At 63.3% G+C, this 15,440-nt stretch carries 15 protein-coding genes; 12 read left to right on the top strand and 3 right to left on the bottom strand.

Annotation, left to right across the window (positions count from 1 at the left end):
• Positions 1 to 239: 239 nt before the first annotated feature.
• From metX to A3OO_RS0103840, 7 genes are all read left to right on the top strand, one after another.
• Positions 240 to 1,412 (top strand): homoserine O-acetyltransferase MetX, encoded by a 1,173-nt coding sequence (metX, locus tag A3OO_RS0103865; protein ID WP_018406519.1) that lies wholly within the window; start codon positions 240 to 242, stop codon positions 1,410 to 1,412.
• The gene (gene metW, locus A3OO_RS0103860; protein WP_018406518.1) at positions 1,409 to 2,077 is read left to right on the top strand and encodes a methionine biosynthesis protein MetW; all 669 of its coding nucleotides are present in this window, start codon (positions 1,409 to 1,411) and stop codon (positions 2,075 to 2,077) included. Before metX ends, metW begins: the two co-directional genes overlap by 4 nt.
• A 180-nt stretch (positions 2,078 to 2,257) precedes the next feature.
• Positions 2,258 to 3,070 (top strand): Crp/Fnr family transcriptional regulator, encoded by an 813-nt coding sequence (locus A3OO_RS0103855; RefSeq protein WP_245257099.1) that lies wholly within the window; start codon positions 2,258 to 2,260, stop codon positions 3,068 to 3,070.
• A 381-nt stretch (positions 3,071 to 3,451) separates the two neighbouring features.
• A complete protein-coding gene (locus A3OO_RS21075) occupies positions 3,452 to 4,177 on the top strand; it encodes a M15 family metallopeptidase (protein ID WP_245257098.1) in 726 nt (241 codons plus the stop codon).
• A gap of 64 nt (positions 4,178 to 4,241) precedes the next feature.
• Positions 4,242 to 4,535, top strand: a complete 294-nt coding sequence (locus A3OO_RS22835; protein WP_083909726.1) for a YARHG domain-containing protein — start codon at positions 4,242 to 4,244, stop codon at positions 4,533 to 4,535.
• Positions 4,536 to 4,742: 207 nt separating this feature from the next.
• Positions 4,743 to 5,219 carry a hypothetical protein gene (locus tag A3OO_RS0103845; protein ID WP_018406515.1) on the top strand — a complete coding sequence of 159 codons (477 nt, stop codon included), beginning with the start codon at positions 4,743 to 4,745 and terminating at the stop codon, positions 5,217 to 5,219.
• A gap of 74 nt (positions 5,220 to 5,293) precedes the next feature.
• Positions 5,294 to 5,656, top strand: coding sequence for a DUF1636 family protein (locus A3OO_RS0103840; RefSeq protein ID WP_018406514.1), 363 nt, complete (start codon positions 5,294 to 5,296; stop codon positions 5,654 to 5,656).
• An 80-nt stretch (positions 5,657 to 5,736) separates the two neighbouring features.
• Here the strand turns inward: A3OO_RS0103840 and ppa are convergent, their stop codons facing one another.
• Both ppa and A3OO_RS0103830 read right to left on the bottom strand, forming a co-directional pair.
• Positions 5,737 to 6,270: an inorganic diphosphatase gene (gene ppa / locus A3OO_RS0103835; protein WP_018406513.1), complete on the bottom strand. Its 534-nt coding sequence runs from the start codon at positions 6,268 to 6,270 to the stop codon at positions 5,737 to 5,739.
• Between the two features lie 152 nt (positions 6,271 to 6,422).
• Positions 6,423 to 6,944 carry a GNAT family N-acetyltransferase gene (locus A3OO_RS0103830; RefSeq protein WP_026222669.1) on the bottom strand — a complete coding sequence of 174 codons (522 nt, stop codon included), beginning with the start codon at positions 6,942 to 6,944 and terminating at the stop codon, positions 6,423 to 6,425.
• Positions 6,945 to 7,390: 446 nt separating this feature from the next.
• Between A3OO_RS0103830 and A3OO_RS0103820 the strand changes: the two genes are divergently transcribed.
• The 4 genes from A3OO_RS0103820 to A3OO_RS0103800 all read left to right on the top strand — a co-directional run bounded on the left by A3OO_RS0103820 (position 7,391) and on the right by A3OO_RS0103800 (position 13,874).
• Complete coding sequence (locus A3OO_RS0103820) at positions 7,391 to 8,968, top strand: 2-isopropylmalate synthase (RefSeq protein ID WP_018406510.1); 1,578 nt, start codon at positions 7,391 to 7,393, stop codon at positions 8,966 to 8,968.
• 464 nt (positions 8,969 to 9,432) lie between these two features.
• On the top strand, positions 9,433 to 11,265 hold the full coding sequence (locus A3OO_RS0103810) for a trypsin-like peptidase domain-containing protein (RefSeq protein ID WP_018406508.1): 1,833 nt from the start codon (positions 9,433 to 9,435) through the stop codon (positions 11,263 to 11,265).
• 18 nt (positions 11,266 to 11,283) lie between these two features.
• Positions 11,284 to 12,162 carry a PP2C family protein-serine/threonine phosphatase gene (locus tag A3OO_RS0103805; protein WP_018406507.1) on the top strand — a complete coding sequence of 293 codons (879 nt, stop codon included), beginning with the start codon at positions 11,284 to 11,286 and terminating at the stop codon, positions 12,160 to 12,162.
• A 2-nt stretch (positions 12,163 to 12,164) separates the two neighbouring features.
• Positions 12,165 to 13,874, top strand: coding sequence for a serine/threonine-protein kinase (locus A3OO_RS0103800; protein ID WP_026222668.1), 1,710 nt, complete (start codon positions 12,165 to 12,167; stop codon positions 13,872 to 13,874).
• Here A3OO_RS0103800 and A3OO_RS23425 read toward each other — a convergent pair.
• Positions 13,849 to 14,064 (bottom strand): hypothetical protein, encoded by a 216-nt coding sequence (locus A3OO_RS23425; RefSeq protein WP_156824744.1) that lies wholly within the window; start codon positions 14,062 to 14,064, stop codon positions 13,849 to 13,851. The two genes, A3OO_RS0103800 and A3OO_RS23425, sit on opposite strands and share 26 nt — an antisense overlap.
• 329 nt (positions 14,065 to 14,393) lie before the next feature.
• Here A3OO_RS23425 and A3OO_RS0103785 point away from each other — a divergent pair, with 329 nt between their 5' ends.
• Positions 14,394 to 15,434: an alpha/beta hydrolase gene (locus tag A3OO_RS0103785; protein WP_018406504.1), complete on the top strand. Its 1,041-nt coding sequence runs from the start codon at positions 14,394 to 14,396 to the stop codon at positions 15,432 to 15,434.
• The last annotated feature ends 6 nt before the right edge of the window (positions 15,435 to 15,440 follow it).

The following is a 15,440-nucleotide window of genomic DNA, read 5'->3' as shown; positions in this document are numbered from 1 at the left end:
GCCTCGCGCGGAGACGGCATGTTCGGCTCATGTTGTCACATTTAGATCGCGTCATCGCGTGGATGGCCGCGACAAGCGCGGCCATGACGGGGGAGATGACGCGGCGAGATGACGTCTCGATAATCTGGATTCGAAACCTTGTGCGCCGCCGCGCGGCGCTTGACACCTCCGCCGGGCGCATCGATGTTGCCGAACGAATTGTTCGGCATATCGAACGCTAGGATGATCGCTTGTCCGTATTGTCAGAAGCGCGGCCGGCCTGCGGCGAGGGCTTCGCACCGAAAACCGTCGTCTTTCAGCCCGACCGACCGCTTCTGACAGACGGCGGCGGCCGCATCGCGCCGCTCACGATCGCTTACGAGACCCGTGGAACGCTCAACGCCGCGCGCAGCAACGCCATTTTGCTGTGCCATGCGCTCACCGGCGACCAATATGCCGCGGGCGTAAATCCCGTCACCGGCAAGCCCGGCTGGTGGGAGGCGATGGTGGGACCCGGCAAGCCCTTCGACACGGATCGCTATTTCCTGATCTGCTCGAATGTCGTCGGCGGCTGCATGGGCACGACCGGCCCGGCGTCGATCAATCCAACGACCGGCAAGCCCTATGGCGTCGATTTCCCCGTCGTCACGATCCGCGACATGGTGCGCGCGCAGGCGATGCTCATCGATCATCTCGGCATCGACACGCTGTTTTGCGTCGCCGGCGGCTCGATGGGCGGCATGCAGGTGCTGCAATGGGCGGCGAGCTATCCGGAGCGGGTCTTCTCGGCCATGCCGATCGCCACCGCCGCCAAACATTCGGCCCAAAACATCGCCTTCCACGAAGTCGGCCGACAGGCGGTGATGGCCGATCCGGACTGGCGCTCGGGACGCTATCAAGAGCAAGGCGTGCGGCCCGAGAAGGGACTCGCGGTGGCGCGCATGTCGGCGCATATCACCTATCTCTCGGAAGCGGCGCTGCAGCGTAAGTTCGGCCGCAAGCTGCAGGACCGCAGCGCGCCGACCTTCTCCTTCGACGCGGATTTTCAGGTCGAGAACTATCTGCGCTACCAGGGCCTCGCCTTCGTCGAGCGCTTCGACGCCAATTCCTATCTCTTTGTCACCCGCGCCTGCGACTACTTTGATCTTGCCGCCGACTATGGCGGTTCGCTGGCCATGGCCTTCAAGGACACCAAGACGCGCTTTTGCGTCGTCTCCTTCACGTCGGACTGGCTCTATCCCACCTCCGACTCGCGCGCCATCGTTCACGCGCTCAACGCCGGCGGCGCCTCGGTGTCTTTCGTCGAAATCGAATCCGACAAGGGGCACGACGCGTTCCTGCTGCACGAGCCGATGTTCATTGCGACGACGCGCGGCTTTCTCGATTCAGCCGCAGACGCGCGCGGCCTCGCGCCTGACGGAACCTCGAAATGAACTACACGCCTGCGGCCGACGCGCCTGAGCGGCCCGCGCAGCCGCTCGAGCAATCGCGTCTCGATCTCGCCGTCATCGCCGAGATGGTCGCGCCCGGCGCGCGCGTTCTCGACGTCGGCTGCGGCGACGGCGCGTTGCTGCAGCTCCTGGCGCAGAAGAAGGGCGTTGACGGCCGCGGCGTCGAACTCTCCCAGCGCGGCGTCAACGAATGCGTAGCGAAAGGACTTTCCGTCATTCAAGGCGACGCCGACACCGACCTCTCCGATTATCCGGACGACGGATTCGACTATGTGATTCTTTCCCAGACGCTGCAGGCGACAAGGCGCCCGCGCGCGGCTCTCGCCAATATGCTGCGCATCGGTCGGCGCGCCATCATCTCATTTCCCAATTTCGGCTATTGGCGCGTGCGCGCGCAGCTCGCCTTTGGCGGCCGCATGCCGGTCACCGGGCGACTCGACTATCACTGGCATGACACGCCGAACATTCATCTTTGCACTATCCGTGACTTCGTCGAGATCGTCGACGAACTCGGCGCGCACATCGAGCGCGGCGTCGCCTTTGATCGCGCCGGCGCGCCGATCCGCTTCAGCGCGCCTTGGTGGGTTTGGAATCTCTTCGGCGAACAGGCTGTGTTTCTGCTGGAGCGTGGCGACCAACGACGCTGACCCGTGCGACGGTTTGTCCCGCGTTCGTCGCCTTTCGCGGGTTGACGGTTCGCGTTAGCCTTCTCCTTGGCGGCATTAAGAGAATCATGCGCGGGAGGGAGCGGCGGCGCCTCCGCTTCATGCGTCGTCATCCCTTGGATGACGCGCGTAATTCCGCGCGCTTCGGTAGGAGGCGCGAGCTTGACAGTCGACACCGGCCCCGCCGTGCGAAGCTATGACAGCGTCTCGCAAAAGAGCCGCGCCGGTCCGTGCGCGCCGCAGCCGGCGGGCCCCGGGGAGCTGCGCAACGCGCCGCTCTTCGCCGAGGTCGACGAAGCGACATTGTCGCGTCTGTCGGCGGACGCCAGGATCGAGTCCCTCCAGGACGACGATGTGCTTTTCCATCAAGGCGCTGTCGTCACGGACCTCGCATTCGTCTTGAGCGGCTATGTGAAGCTGCTGCGCATTTCGTCTTCGGGACGCCAAACGCTCATTGGCATTTGCTCGGACGGCGAAATCATCGGCGAGGCCCCGACCGACGCCGATGAGAGTCACACGCTCTCCGCCAAGGCGGTAGGCGCGACCCGCGTGCTCAAGCTGCCGGCGGCGCTGTTCGCTCGGCTCGTCAAGGAGTCGCCGTCGCTCTGCGCCGCGGTGATGCAAAACTCCAAGGAGAGCATCGCGCGTCTCCTCGGCGAGATTGAGTCGCTCAAGAGCCAGAACGCCGATCAGCGCCTTGCCAGTTTCCTACTCGGCCTCTGCCCGCCGGGCGAAGACCGGTGCCGCTTCCGCCTGCCCTATGACAAGCGCCTGATCGCCGCGCGCCTCGGCGTAAAGCAGGAGACGCTATCGCGCGCTTTCGCCAAACTCCGCGCCCATGGCGTCCGCACGGAGACGCGCAACGTGCATGTCGAAAGCGTGCTGCATCTCGCGGATCAGTGCGACCGGCTGGGTCGGCCGCCACGCCTTGCTTTCGGGCGACGCAAGATCGAGAAGCGGCACGACGCCGCTTAGAGCGCGGCTCGCGAATAAAAGTGAAGTCCGGTTTTTCGCGCGAGGCGCGCTATAAGCTGTGAGGGAATTCCCCGGCTTTGCCGGAGGCGCTAGAAGTATGCGCAGAGCGGAAATGCTTTGGCCCTCGCCGCCGGGGCGCGAAGAAAGCGTCGGAAAGTATGGCGTTCGGCGAAATATTGGCGGCGCGCAATGGCTTCTCACGGCAACAAGAATGAAAAGACAGCGCCGATTCTAGATCACGCTGCATTTTGGCGGAATCGCCATAATGCAAATGACGTGATCGCTTCCAAAAGCTTAGAGCGCGCTCGACGCGAAAGGCCGGATTCCACTTTTTTCGCGAGCCGCGCTCTAAAGATCGGCTTGCTCCTCGCGGGCGTCGAGATGCTTTTCTTTTCCGTCGCCGCTCGCGGGCAGGCGATTTCGCCCGACGCGTTGACGCACGCCTATCCAGATCAAATCGCCGGTCGCGACGACGCCGGGATCATATTCCGCGACGGAACAAGACAAAATCTCTCTGACGGCAGGACTGACAAGAGCTTCGACGAGAAACTGAAAAACGCCTCTCTCCTAGATCAGTTGAGCCTTCCCTATCCCAAGGGCGCGCTGACGCAGCCTCCCGGACCGCAGGACGATCCGGGACGCTTCCGCAACGCCGCCTTCTTCGACAAAATGTATGGGGATTGCGACAAGGGCGAAACCCAGAAGCATTTGACCGATATTCCCTGGTTCATCGGCAAGGTGCGAGTCACCACGATCAATGGCGTCGCTGAAAGGTTGCGCGCGGTCGCCACGGAAATCGATCGTCTGCCACAGGACATTAAGCGTCATGCTTATCCGAGCGCCGGCGCCTTCAATTGCCGCGTTGTGAAGGACACTGGCAAACGCAGCATGCACGCCTATGGCGCGGCGATTGATCTCAATACCGCCTTCTCTGATTATTGGCTCTGGCGCAAAGGCGGTTACCGCAATCGGATTCCTTACGAGATCGTGGAGATTTTCGAACGCCATGGGTTCATCTGGGGCGGCAAATGGGGGCATTTTGACACGATGCATTTCGAATACCGGCCCGAATTTTTCGAGACATCGCCAGGCAGCGAAGAGAAATAACAACATAGCGATTGAAAAGAACTGCGCGGATCGTACGTAACATCCATTAGAGGAGGGAATTCCTATGAAATCACAAAAGATTTTCACGGCGCTTAGCCTTATCGGCGCGATAGGCGCGGGATCGATGGGGGTCGTCACGCCGACTCCGGCGGCGGCGCAGGATCCGGCTTACATGTCTTGCGGGGATCTCTGGTACGCACGCAACCGGATATACGCGCGTAACGGCCATTGCTTCAATACCGACCGAGGGCGGGCCGCCTTCGGAGCCGGCTGTTTTCCACCTTACGGGCGGCTGAGCGGTTGGGAGAAAAGCCGCGTCAATCAGCTTCAAATGTGGGAGCGCCGTAAGGGCTGCTGAGCCCCATGTGCGGGCCAAAATTTCGCAGTTCAACAAGGGCCGCCACTCGAGCGGTAGACGGTCCGCCTGCGGCTCTAATTTTCAGACGCGCATTCACGGTCGCGGAAATGGCGGATATGTTCGTCGCCGTAGACTGAACGCGCCTGCGTCGCAAATTCGGCGTCGGCTTTTGGTCAATTGCGCAGATGCATTTGTCGGGGAATCATCATGATCGCCATTAAACCGGTTGGCTTGTTTTTTTTGTTCGTCCTCGCGCCCGCGGCTGCCCAAGCGGGGGCGAGCAACGGCTCCAATGCGCTCGCGCTCGCGGCGATCGTCGGCGAATTGTCGCCCCAGACGAGCGCCCCCAATAAAAAGCTTCTTGCGGCGTTCTTCAGCGGTAAGGCGGACGCGCCGCACGCCAAGGATCTGCGCATTGCGGTCAAGGCTGACGCGATCGACTGCCGCGCCGGTAATGTCGACATCACGTCACGCGCCTGCGAGCTGACCTTCGGCGCCAAGAAGATCGAACTGCGCGGCCGCAAGGCGCATGAGCTCTATGCGACCTTGATCGAGAATGGCGTCGCCCTGGACGGCGCCGCCGGCGCCTCGCATGCGTCGCTCACCGGACTCGACTGCATCGTCGACGCCGACGAGGTGGCGGAAAAGGCCGGCGGGGGGGCGCGCTGCGCCTTCAATCCCTAAGAGCTGCGCCCCGGCACGACTTGTCTTTGGGGCGACTTTGGCCGAGAAGGCGCGTCCATAGACAGGAGTTCTAAATGGCTGCGCCGGGCGTCACGGTCTTTGTTTGCGTCTCCTGCCGCGACGACGGCGACGCCGACATGCGTCCCGGCGCGCTTTTGCTGGAGGCGCTGCGCACGCGGCTGAACGAGCGCAATCTCGATATCGCCGTCGAACCGGTGGAATGCCTCGCGGTGTGCAAGCGCCCGGCGACGGTCGCCTTCGCCGGCGGCGGCAAATGGACTTATGTGATCGGCGATATCGACCGCGGTGTCCATGTCGACGAGCTGATCGATTCGGCGCAAAGCTTCGCCGCGACGGACAATGGCATCGTCGCCTGGAAAGACAGGCCGGCGTGCTTCAAGAAGGGCGTGGTGTCGCGCACGCCGCCGCTTCGCTAAGGCGCTTCGCTCAAAATCAAAATGCTCGAGCAGGTTCTCATCGAAAAAGTCGGTCAGTTTTTTCGGAACCTGCTCTGACGCTATTTCGCCGCTCGCGCCCGCTCGATCGCCGCCGAGATCAGCACGCGCGCCTCGGCGGCGTCGCCCCAGCCCGCGATTTTGGCCCATTTGCCCGGCTCGAGATCTTTATAATGCACGAAGAAGTGCTCAATCCGGCGCCAGGTCATCTCCTGCAGGTCGGTGTAATTCTCGACGTCGACATAGCGTTGCGTGAGCCGCGCCGACGGCACGGCGACGATCTTTTCGTCGCCGCCAGCCTCGTCCGTCATGCGCAGCACGCCGATCGGCCTGACTGCGATAACCGCGCCCGGCGCCACAGGCCGGGTGTTGGCGACGAGCACGTCGCAGGGATCGCCGTCGTCGGAAAGCGTATGCGGAATGAAGCCGTAATTGCCGGGATAGCGCATCGCCGTATACAGGAACCGATCGACGAAGAGCGTGCCGGAGGCCTTGTCGAGCTCATATTTGATCGGCTCGCCGCCAAGCGGCACCTCGACGATGACATTGACTTCGTGCGGCGGGTTCGCGCCGATGGGAATGGCGTCGAGACGCATTCAAGTGCTCCGATTGAGATCGATGGCGCCGCGTGAACGGCCGGCGCAGTATGGGTTTCGTTGAGGAAGGACGCGCAACAAACCTTGCGGGGATCGCGGCGCTGCGCGGTCCATATCTTCACAGTGCTTCGCGTTATGTCGCCAAATTTGATTTACCGCACCGGCGCGGAAACGAAGCCGAAAGCGACGCGCGTCAGCATGTCCGCGCCGAACCGCTCCTCGGCGCGGCGAACCGTCTGGCCGCCGAGACTGCGATAAAAGGCGAGCGCCTTCTCATTGTCGGCGAGCGCCCAGACGATGGTGGAGAGATAGCCGTGCTCGGCGAGTTCGCGCCGGGTGGCGTTGAACAGCCGGCGACCCAAGCCAAGCCCTTGCTGCTCAGGCGCCAAATAGATTTCAAAGATCTCACCGGAATAGGGCATCGATGGTACGCGGTTTCGCCCATAAGTCGAGTAGCCGACGATAGCGTCATCGAAGTCGAGCACGAGAAGACCGGTGCCACGCACGATGGCCGAATGCCACCAGTTGGGACCCCGGCGCGCGATCATCCGCTCAAGCTCGGCGCCGGGTATGACGCCGCGATAGGCGTAGCGCCACGAGGCGTCGTGAACGCGCGTGATCTGCTCTGCGTCTCCGGGACGTGCATGACGGATGGAGAATGCGGTTTTGACCATGCCTTTGATGTTAGGTCCCATCGGTTCGTTTCGGCAAGAGCCATAAGCGTTTCAGCTGTAAAAATTCTCCTCGCCGGGACGCTTAGGCGTTTGGCGTCATTGCCTGTTTCACTTTATGACGCTCGCGAGTCGCGCGAGATGGCGCGCGGCGACGCGGCGCTTGCGGCACGGGGCCTTCTTGCGCTATTCTTCCGGCGATTGCGGCTAACGCCGCCGGAACGGGACGAGATCGTTGCCCCACGCAACCGCCTTTGCGAATGACCCTGTGACGCCCGCGCGCGCACACGGATTCGCTCGGCCGCGTTCCCTGCCGCTTTTCGGCCTGCTGCTTCTTAGTCGCCCCTGAGCGCCCGACGGGCTCGCGCCCAGGCCTTCAGGGGACATGTCATGCAGTCAGACGACAAGAGCCCCCCCAGCGGGCGCGGCACAGCAGGATTTCAAAACCGATGAGCAACACGTCACAGCCCGGCGCCGTCGCAGATAATGACGCGCGCGTCCTGATTTTCGACACCACCCTGCGCGACGGCGAGCAATCGCCCGGCGCCTCGATGACCCTGGAAGAGAAGCTCGAGGTCGCGGATCTCCTCGACCAATTGGGCGTTGATATTATCGAGGCCGGTTTCCCGATCGCCAGTCCCGGCGATTTCGAGAGCGTCAGCGAAGTGGCGCGGCGCGTCAAGAACGCCTCCGTCGCAGGATTGGCGCGCGCGTCCGAGAAGGACATCGACCGCTGCGCCGAAGCGCTGCGCGAGGCGAAGCGCCCGCGCATCCACACCTTCATCTCCACCTCGCCGGTGCATATGAAATACAAGCTCCAGCTGGAGCCGGAGCGCGTCTTGGAGATGGTCTCCGCGTCGGTGACGCGCGCGCGCAATCATGTCGCCGACGTCGAATGGTCGGCGGAGGACGGCACCCGCACGGGGCTCGATTTTCTCTGCCGCTGCGTGGAGGCCGCGATCACGGCGGGCGCAACCACGATCAATATTCCCGATACGGTCGGCTACATCACGCCCACGGAATATGAGCAGCTGTTCCGCACGGTGCGCGAGCGGGTGCCAAATTCCGACAAGGCGATCTTCTCGGTCCATTGTCACGACGATCTGGGGCTGGCGGTCGCCAATTCGCTCGCCGGCGTGCGCGGCGGCGCGCGGCAGGTGGAGTGCACCATCAACGGCATCGGCGAGCGCGCCGGCAATGCGGCGCTCGAAGAAATCGTGATGTCGATGAAGACGCGCGCCGACGCGCTGCCGTTCTTCACCGATATCGACGCCAAGCTCTTAACCCGCGCCTCGAAGCTGGTCTCGGCGGTCACGTCCTTTCCGGTGCAGTACAACAAGGCGATCGTCGGGCGGAACGCATTCGCGCATGAGAGCGGCATCCATCAGGACGGCATGCTCAAGAATGCGCACACCTATGAGATCATGACGCCGGAAAGCGTCGGGGTCTCCAAGACCTCGCTGGTCATGGGCAAGCATTCGGGCCGCCACGCGTTTCGCGAAAAGCTGAAGGAGCTCGGCTATGACCTCGGCGAGAACGCGCTGCTCGACGCGTTCAATCGCTTCAAGGATTTGGCCGACCGCAAGAAATTCGTTTACGACGAAGATCTGGTGGCGCTCGTCGACGACGAGATCGTCAACGCCCATGATCATATCAAGGTCGAGGCCTTGATGGTGATGGCTGGCACGCATGGCCCGCAATCGGCGGCGCTCACGCTCGACGTCGACGGACAGAAGCTGACGCATCAGGCGACCGGCAACGGCCCCGTCGACGCCATCTTCAACGCCATCAAGGCGCTCGCGCCGCATGACGCCACACTGGAGCTGTTCCAGGTCCACGCCGTCACCGAAGGCACCGACGCGCAGGCGGAAGTCTCCGTGCGCCTGAGCGAGAACGGCAAGTCGGTGACCGGCCGCGGCGCCGATCCCGACACGCTCGTCGCTTCGGCGCGCGCCTATGTCTCGGCGCTGAACCGGCTGATGGCGAAACGCGCGCGCGGCAAGCCCGAAGCCATGCAGGCGATCTAGGCGGCGCGGCGACGCCTGACGCATACGGCGGCCGCGAGCGGATTTGACGATCCCGCTCGCGGCGCCAATCGGGCGTCCTTAAAATTCGACGCGCAGCCCACCCGTGATGTTCGGTGACGCATAGCGCCGGCACGACGGTGAAACTGTTGACGAGAGGGCCGCGCGCCTCCGTTGCCGCAAATATATTCAATCGGTGAAAGAACCGATTGCGCAAACGGACAGTGTCCGTGCGAGTCGACACGCGCGCGACTACCATCAAGATATCTTTGAAAAAATAGCACAGCGCTCGCCCAGCGTCTGAGCCGCTTGATCGCCGCCGCAAAGGAAACGCGCGCGCGCGCCTGCCGCAGCCATGGCCAAGCGGCCTTGCCACCCGAGGAAAGTCGGGTCTATCCTCGAAATTGGGGCAATTCGCGCATTTTCAAACGGCGAAGACGAGCGCGCTTTTGGCGCAGGGGGCAGTAATGACGACTCCAATCGAGCGTATCATCATACGACATCTGTCGGGCTCCAAGGCCAATCAGATCGAACAGCTGCCGGTCGGCGACTCGCGCGAATTCACTATCGGCCGCGATCCAACGTCGAAGATCGCTTTCGATCCTGTCGGCGACAGCGTCGTCAGCCGCAAACATGCGCTCATCCGCATCATGGGCGAAGGCGACAATGTCTCCTTCAAGCTCTCGGACGCCGGCAGCAGCAATGGCACCTTTCTCAATGGCGAGCGGGTGAACGGCGAGGTCGAACTTCTTCCCGAAGACACGATCGAACTTGGCGCCAAAGGTCCGAAGTTCACCTTCGACGTGCAGCCGCGGCCCGCAAGTTTCGCCGCCAGAACCAAGGTGATCGGCGTCGCAGACACCGCGGCGACCCGCGTCATCAAGACCGCCGAAGCCGCCGCCTCGACGGCTGTGAACGCCGCCGCGACCGGCGCCAGCACGGCGGCAGGAGCGAACGCCGACGGCGGACCGCCGAAGAAGGTCGGAATCGGCCACGAAACTGTGCAGCGGCTCATCGGAGAAGAACGCGGCAAGGCCAATCGAAACATGACCGGCGCGATCGCCGCGGTGGTCGCCTTCTTTGTACTCGGCGGCGCGGCGCTCTACTGGGCTCAGCATCGCGAACTCGAGCGAAGAGACGCGGAAGACAAGCTCGCTCAAACCGAGACGGATGAAAGGCTGTCGCGCATCCCCGGCGACGTCAACCTCAAGATCGGCATGAAGCCGCGCGAGATCTATGACAAGTATGCGAAAGCGACTGTCCAAGTCGGCATGATGTGGCGGCTGTACGATAAGCAGACCGGCAGGCCCATCCAGCACAAGACGATCGACTACAAAGGCCGGCGCTATCCCGCCTATGTGCAGCTGCCGAACAATCTCGGCGTCGTGCGCTGGCTGACCCTTGAAGACGATCACATCACCAATCTCATGGTCGGCGGCGGCGGCACTGGCAGCGGCTTCGTCATCAGCGAGCAGGGCTATATTCTCACCAATAAGCATGTCGCCGCCGGCTGGCAGGTCGCCTATGGCGCCGAAGGCGGCAGGGAGGGCATCCTCTACGATTACGTCGTCGTCTCATCGGGAAAGAAGCGCAAAGCCAAAATCAAAGAGCCGAAGCTCATCGATCTCTATGATTCGGCCTATGCCGACGTGTTCCATTGGATTCCTGAATCGGGCGGCTACATTTTCAAGACCGACGATCCAACGACGGCGCTCACGGGCAACACCCCGGATCCAAATTCCAATAACAAGGCGTCTTTCGTCGGCCGCAACGAAGTTCTCGAGGTCAAGTTTCACGGCAGCCGTTTGGGCGTGAACGCCAGTCTCGTGAGGACGTCGGCGGACGCCGACGCGGCGCTCGTCAAGATCGATTCGCCCCAGACTTTGACCAAAGTGGATATGGCGCCCAACGCCGCCGTCGAGATCGGCGAGAACATCACCGTGCTCGGCTACCCCGCCGTTTCGGTCGAAAACTTCGTGCTGCGGCAAACCGAAGAGCGCGGCCGTATTCGCAGCCAGCTCGAAAAGATCACCGAGGCGACCGTCACCGAAGGCATCGTGTCGAAGACCGCGAGCGGCGTGAAGTCGACGGAAGGCGGCACCTTCGCCAGCGATATGGGCGACGTTTACCAGCTCAGCGTCGTCGCCACCGGATCGGGCAACAGCGGCGGGCCGGTGTTCAATTCCTCCGGCAAGGTCATTGGTCTCTTCACCTACAGCCGCAATGTTGGCGACACCAAAGCGACCATGGCGGTTCCAATCAAATATGGCGCCGAACTCACCCAAGCGCAGCGCGAATAGCAAAGGGTCCGTCCTCCCATGACGGCGAACCGGCCAGAAGACCCGTTGCGCATCGCAGGCGCCATCCGCACGGATGTCGGATGCGTCAGGCAGCTCAACGAAGACTCCGTCGCCTTCATCGCAGGCGCCGGCCCCTCGCAAGCTCGCGACCACGGCGCGCTGGCGCTTGTCGCGGATGGCATGGGCGGCCACGCCGCTGGCGAGGTGGCGAGCGCGCTCGCGCTCGAAGTCGTGCGGCGCGTCTATTATTCGCTCGACAAGATCGCTTCTGAGGCGCTGCGGGCGGCTTTTGACGCCGCCAATCGAGCGATCTTCGACTACGCCGCCAAACATCCTGACTGCGCCGGCATGGGGACGACCTGCACGGCGCTCGGCGTCAGGGACGGTCTTCTGTGGCTCGCGCATGTCGGCGACAGCCGCGCCTATCTGATGCGCGACGGCCGGCTTGTCCAACTTTCCGACGATCAGACGCTGCACGCGCAATTGGTGCGCGACGGCGTGATGTCGCCGGAGGACGCAGGCAAGGGCGCCGGAAGCAATGTCATTCTGCAGGCGCTCGGCACGCGTCTCGACGTCGAGCCGACAATCTGGACGGAAGGCCTGCCGCTGCGACAGGGCGACATCGTGATCTTGTGCTCCGACGGCTTAACCAATCTCGTCTCCGACGCAAGGATCGCCGAAGTGGTCTCAAAAAACCCGCCGCCGGAGGCCTGTCGGCTATTGATCGACGCCGCGCGCCGCGGCGGCGGACATGACAATATTTCAGTGGGCGTCTTCGTGGCGGAGACCGACGGCGCCGGTCGGGTGGCCGATCAAGCGGCGACGAAGCGGATAAACATCGCGGACCCGCCGACGGGCGCCCTGACGGCGAAGATCGACGCCGTCGCGGAGGGTTGAGCATGACCGACCCGCAGATGATCGGACACTATCGCATCGTCAAGCTGCTCGGCGTCGGCGCGATGGGCAAGGTGCACGCCGCGCTCGACACTTTCCTCGAGCGCGAAGTGGCGATCAAATCCCTGCGCGCGGAGCTCACGCAGGACCCCGACTTCGTCGGACGTTTCCGCGCCGAAGCGACGAGTCTCGCCAAACTCAACCACCCCAACATCACGACGCTCTATTCGCCGGTGCTGCAGGGCAGCGACCTTTACATGGTCATGGAGCTTATCAACGGCCGGCCGCTCGACGAGATCTTGAGGGAGCGCGGCAAACCGCTTGGCGTCAAGGAAAGTCTCGCGATCATCGCGCAGGCGGCGGACGGACTCGCTTACGCGCATCAGATGGGCGTCATTCACCGCGACATTAAGCCGTCGAACCTCATGGTCGCCGACGACGGCCGAATCAAAATCATGGATTTCGGCATCGCGCGGGTGCGTGGCAGCGTGCGTCTCACGCGCGCCGGCACGGCGGTCGGCACGCCGCTTTACATGTCGCCGGAGCAGTGCCGCGGCGGCGAAGGCGACGAGAGGAGCGATCTCTATTCGTTGGCCGTCGTGCTTTATGAGATGCTTGCCGGCGCGCCGCCCTTTTCCGGCGCGACCGAATATGATCTCACTCAGGCGCAGATCCACGCCGAGGCGCCGCCGCTCGTGCCGCGCATATCGGGCGTCACGCCGGAAATTGAATCGGCGATCATGACGGCGCTGTCGAAACGTCCGGAGCAACGCTTCCCGAATATGCGCGCCTTTAGCGACGCGCTCGGCGCCACGGCGCTGCGCATCGACGCCTCGAGCATTATTCGCAGCGCGGGACATCTCGTCCAGGATTCGACGGCCGAGCGCGACGTGCCGACGCCCGAGCGCATGTCGACGAAGCTTATCGCCCTCGCGAAAAGTCGCAGCGCGACGCTCGTGCGCCGCTTCAAGCGGCTGCATCCCGCGGCGCAAGGCGCTTCCCTCGGCATCGCGGCTGCGGCGCTCGCCACGTTGGCTTTTCTCGCGCTGATCGAGCCGTCGTCGCCAGCACGGGACGAACGCCAGACCCGAACCGATCCAGGCGACGGCGACCACCGTCCCATCAGCAGAGTCAACGATGCGCCGATCGCTCGGGGCGGCGACTGCAACTCGCAGTTTGCGACGCGGAACGACCCGTTGGGCTGCAATTGGCGCCAGCCATCCACTTCAAACTCGAGCGCTTCGATTTCCGAGCTGCGCGCGGCGATGAAGGATCGCGGACGATGGGACGTCGCCTTCCCGCTTGCGCAAAAACTGGCGGAGTCCGGCGATAAAGAGGCGCAGTATCATCTCGCCACTCTCTACGCGAAGGCGCCGGGCCGGCAGAATTTCTCGGAGGCCTTCAACTGGTTCAAAAAATCCGCGATGCAGGGCTATGCCGACGCGCAGGCGTCGCTCGGCGTCATGTACAAGGACGGCATGACGCCCGACGGCAGGCAAGATCCGACCGAAGCGGTACGTTGGTTTGAGCAGGCGGAGGCGCAAAACAACGGCAGAGCGCAATATTGGCTCGGCGAAGCCTATGAGAAGGGCCTGGCAGGACTGGACGTTAGTCGCGGCAAGGCCGAAGAACTCTATTATAAGGCGAGTCTACAGGACGTTCCCGACGCCGCCGAAGCCTTGCAGAGAATCAAGCGGCGACGCGGCCGGCGTTAAAGTCCGCCTTTGCTGAATTGTCCGCCGCCACCCCCGCCGCCGCCGCTGTCCCCTCCGCCACCGCCGCCGCCATGACGGCGACGGTTTGCGACACGCACGCGTCCGCGATGACGCGCGTAATGGCGGCGCGCCTGATAATGATGGTAGCCGCCAGAATGGCGACGGTGAAACCGGAAGCGAAACCCTCCAAGCATCGCGCCAATGAGACCCAGCTGCGCGGACGCCGGCTCCGGCTCCACAACGACAAGAGGCAGCGTGAAAGCGCCGAGCAAGAGAGCTCGGCGCGAAAGCCGACGGTCGGCGCCGTCGTCATTGTCAGTCATGGAACTCGCCCCCGCAGACGGTAGGCGATGATATTGTTCTCGCGGCTGCGTCCTGTCAATTTGCCGCGCGCTTCATCAGAGTTCGCATCGGTTCTTGGAAAATCGCGCTCAGGCCGACGGTCGACGTTGGCCGCGTCTTTCACATTGTCGTGGATGCAGGATATTCCCGAAGCCGCAAGGATTTGGAGCAAGGTTGATGGGGGAAATTGAGAATCGCGGCGCCGCGCCGTCCGACTTTGTCGACGCGCGCGCGGACGGACCGGGCGTCGTCCGCATCTTTGAAGATGATCCAGCCGCGCCCTTCTATCGATTGCTGTCGAAACTGCGCGCGCCCGTCGCGATGCGCGACATGATGATGGCGCCCGTGCGCGCCTGTTACAGAGGCGAGGGGCTGGCGATCGACCCGGCGGAACTGCCGCCGGGCGCCTCGCAGCTCTATCCGCAGGTCTCGGTTTCGACGCTCGCCGTTCCTTCGGACGCCGGTCCGATCCGCTGCGAATGTTATGCGCCGCCCGGCGACGGCCCGAAACCGCTGATGCTGTACGTGCATGGCGGCGGCTTTGTCGTCGGACGATCCGAGGACACCGCTTACGTCACCAGCCGCATCGCCGCCGAAAACAACGTCATCGTGGTCAGCGTCAATTATCGCTGGGCGCCCGAATGGCCCTTCCCAGCCGGCCTCGACGACTGCATGGCGGTTTTGCGCTGGATGCGTGACAGAGGCGCCGACATCGGCGGCGACGCATCGCGCATCTTGGTCTGCGGCGATTCCGCCGGGGGCAATCTCGCGGCGGCGTTGCCGCTAAGAGGGCGCGAGGAACGCATATCCATTCTCGCGGCCGTGCTTTTATGTCCGGTCACGGATTTTCACTTCGAAGAATTTCCCTCCTTCGAGCGGCTGGCGCCGACCGGCGTCGTGATCGACGCCTCCTTCATGGGATTTGCGCGCGGCGCCTATCTCACGAAGCTCGAGCAGTGGCGAAATCCATGGGCGAGCCCGGCGCTTGGCGATTTGAACGGCTACCCGCGAACTCTGCTCGTCAGCGGAACCGCCGATCCGCTTGTCGACGACAATCGCGCCTTTGCCAGGAGATTGACAGCCGCGGGCGTGGCGGTCACGCATTTTATCGGCGAGGCCATGCCGCACGGCTTCTATTTCTTCCCCGGCCTGTTGAAAGAGACCGACGGCGCCTTCGCGGCGATCGCGAGATTCCTCCCGGCGGCGCTCCAAGGCTAGTCAAAA

This window comes from Methylocystis rosea SV97 (assembly GCF_000372845.1).
Lineage (GTDB): Bacteria > Pseudomonadota > Alphaproteobacteria > Rhizobiales > Beijerinckiaceae > Methylocystis > Methylocystis rosea.
This window is presented reverse-complemented; position numbering and strand designations above follow the sequence as displayed.

Coding starts and splice junctions, on each gene's coding strand:
- metW (WP_018406518.1), top strand. CDS start 1,409: ATGAACTACACGCCTGCGGCCGACGCGCCTGAGCGGCCCGCGCAGCCG.
- A3OO_RS0103805 (WP_018406507.1), top strand. CDS start 11,284: ATGACGGCGAACCGGCCAGAAGACCCGTTGCGCATCGCAGGCGCCATC.
- A3OO_RS0103810 (WP_018406508.1), top strand. CDS start 9,433: ATGACGACTCCAATCGAGCGTATCATCATACGACATCTGTCGGGCTCC.
- A3OO_RS0103840 (WP_018406514.1), top strand. CDS start 5,294: ATGGCTGCGCCGGGCGTCACGGTCTTTGTTTGCGTCTCCTGCCGCGAC.
- A3OO_RS0103785 (WP_018406504.1), top strand. CDS start 14,394: ATGGGGGAAATTGAGAATCGCGGCGCCGCGCCGTCCGACTTTGTCGAC.
- A3OO_RS0103830 (WP_026222669.1), bottom strand. CDS start 6,944: ATGGTCAAAACCGCATTCTCCATCCGTCATGCACGTCCCGGAGACGCA.
- ppa (WP_018406513.1), bottom strand. CDS start 6,270: ATGCGTCTCGACGCCATTCCCATCGGCGCGAACCCGCCGCACGAAGTC.
- A3OO_RS0103845 (WP_018406515.1), top strand. CDS start 4,743: ATGATCGCCATTAAACCGGTTGGCTTGTTTTTTTTGTTCGTCCTCGCG.
- A3OO_RS0103800 (WP_026222668.1), top strand. CDS start 12,165: ATGACCGACCCGCAGATGATCGGACACTATCGCATCGTCAAGCTGCTC.
- A3OO_RS21075 (WP_245257098.1), top strand. CDS start 3,452: ATGCTTTTCTTTTCCGTCGCCGCTCGCGGGCAGGCGATTTCGCCCGAC.
- A3OO_RS0103820 (WP_018406510.1), top strand. CDS start 7,391: ATGAGCAACACGTCACAGCCCGGCGCCGTCGCAGATAATGACGCGCGC.
- A3OO_RS22835 (WP_083909726.1), top strand. CDS start 4,242: ATGAAATCACAAAAGATTTTCACGGCGCTTAGCCTTATCGGCGCGATA.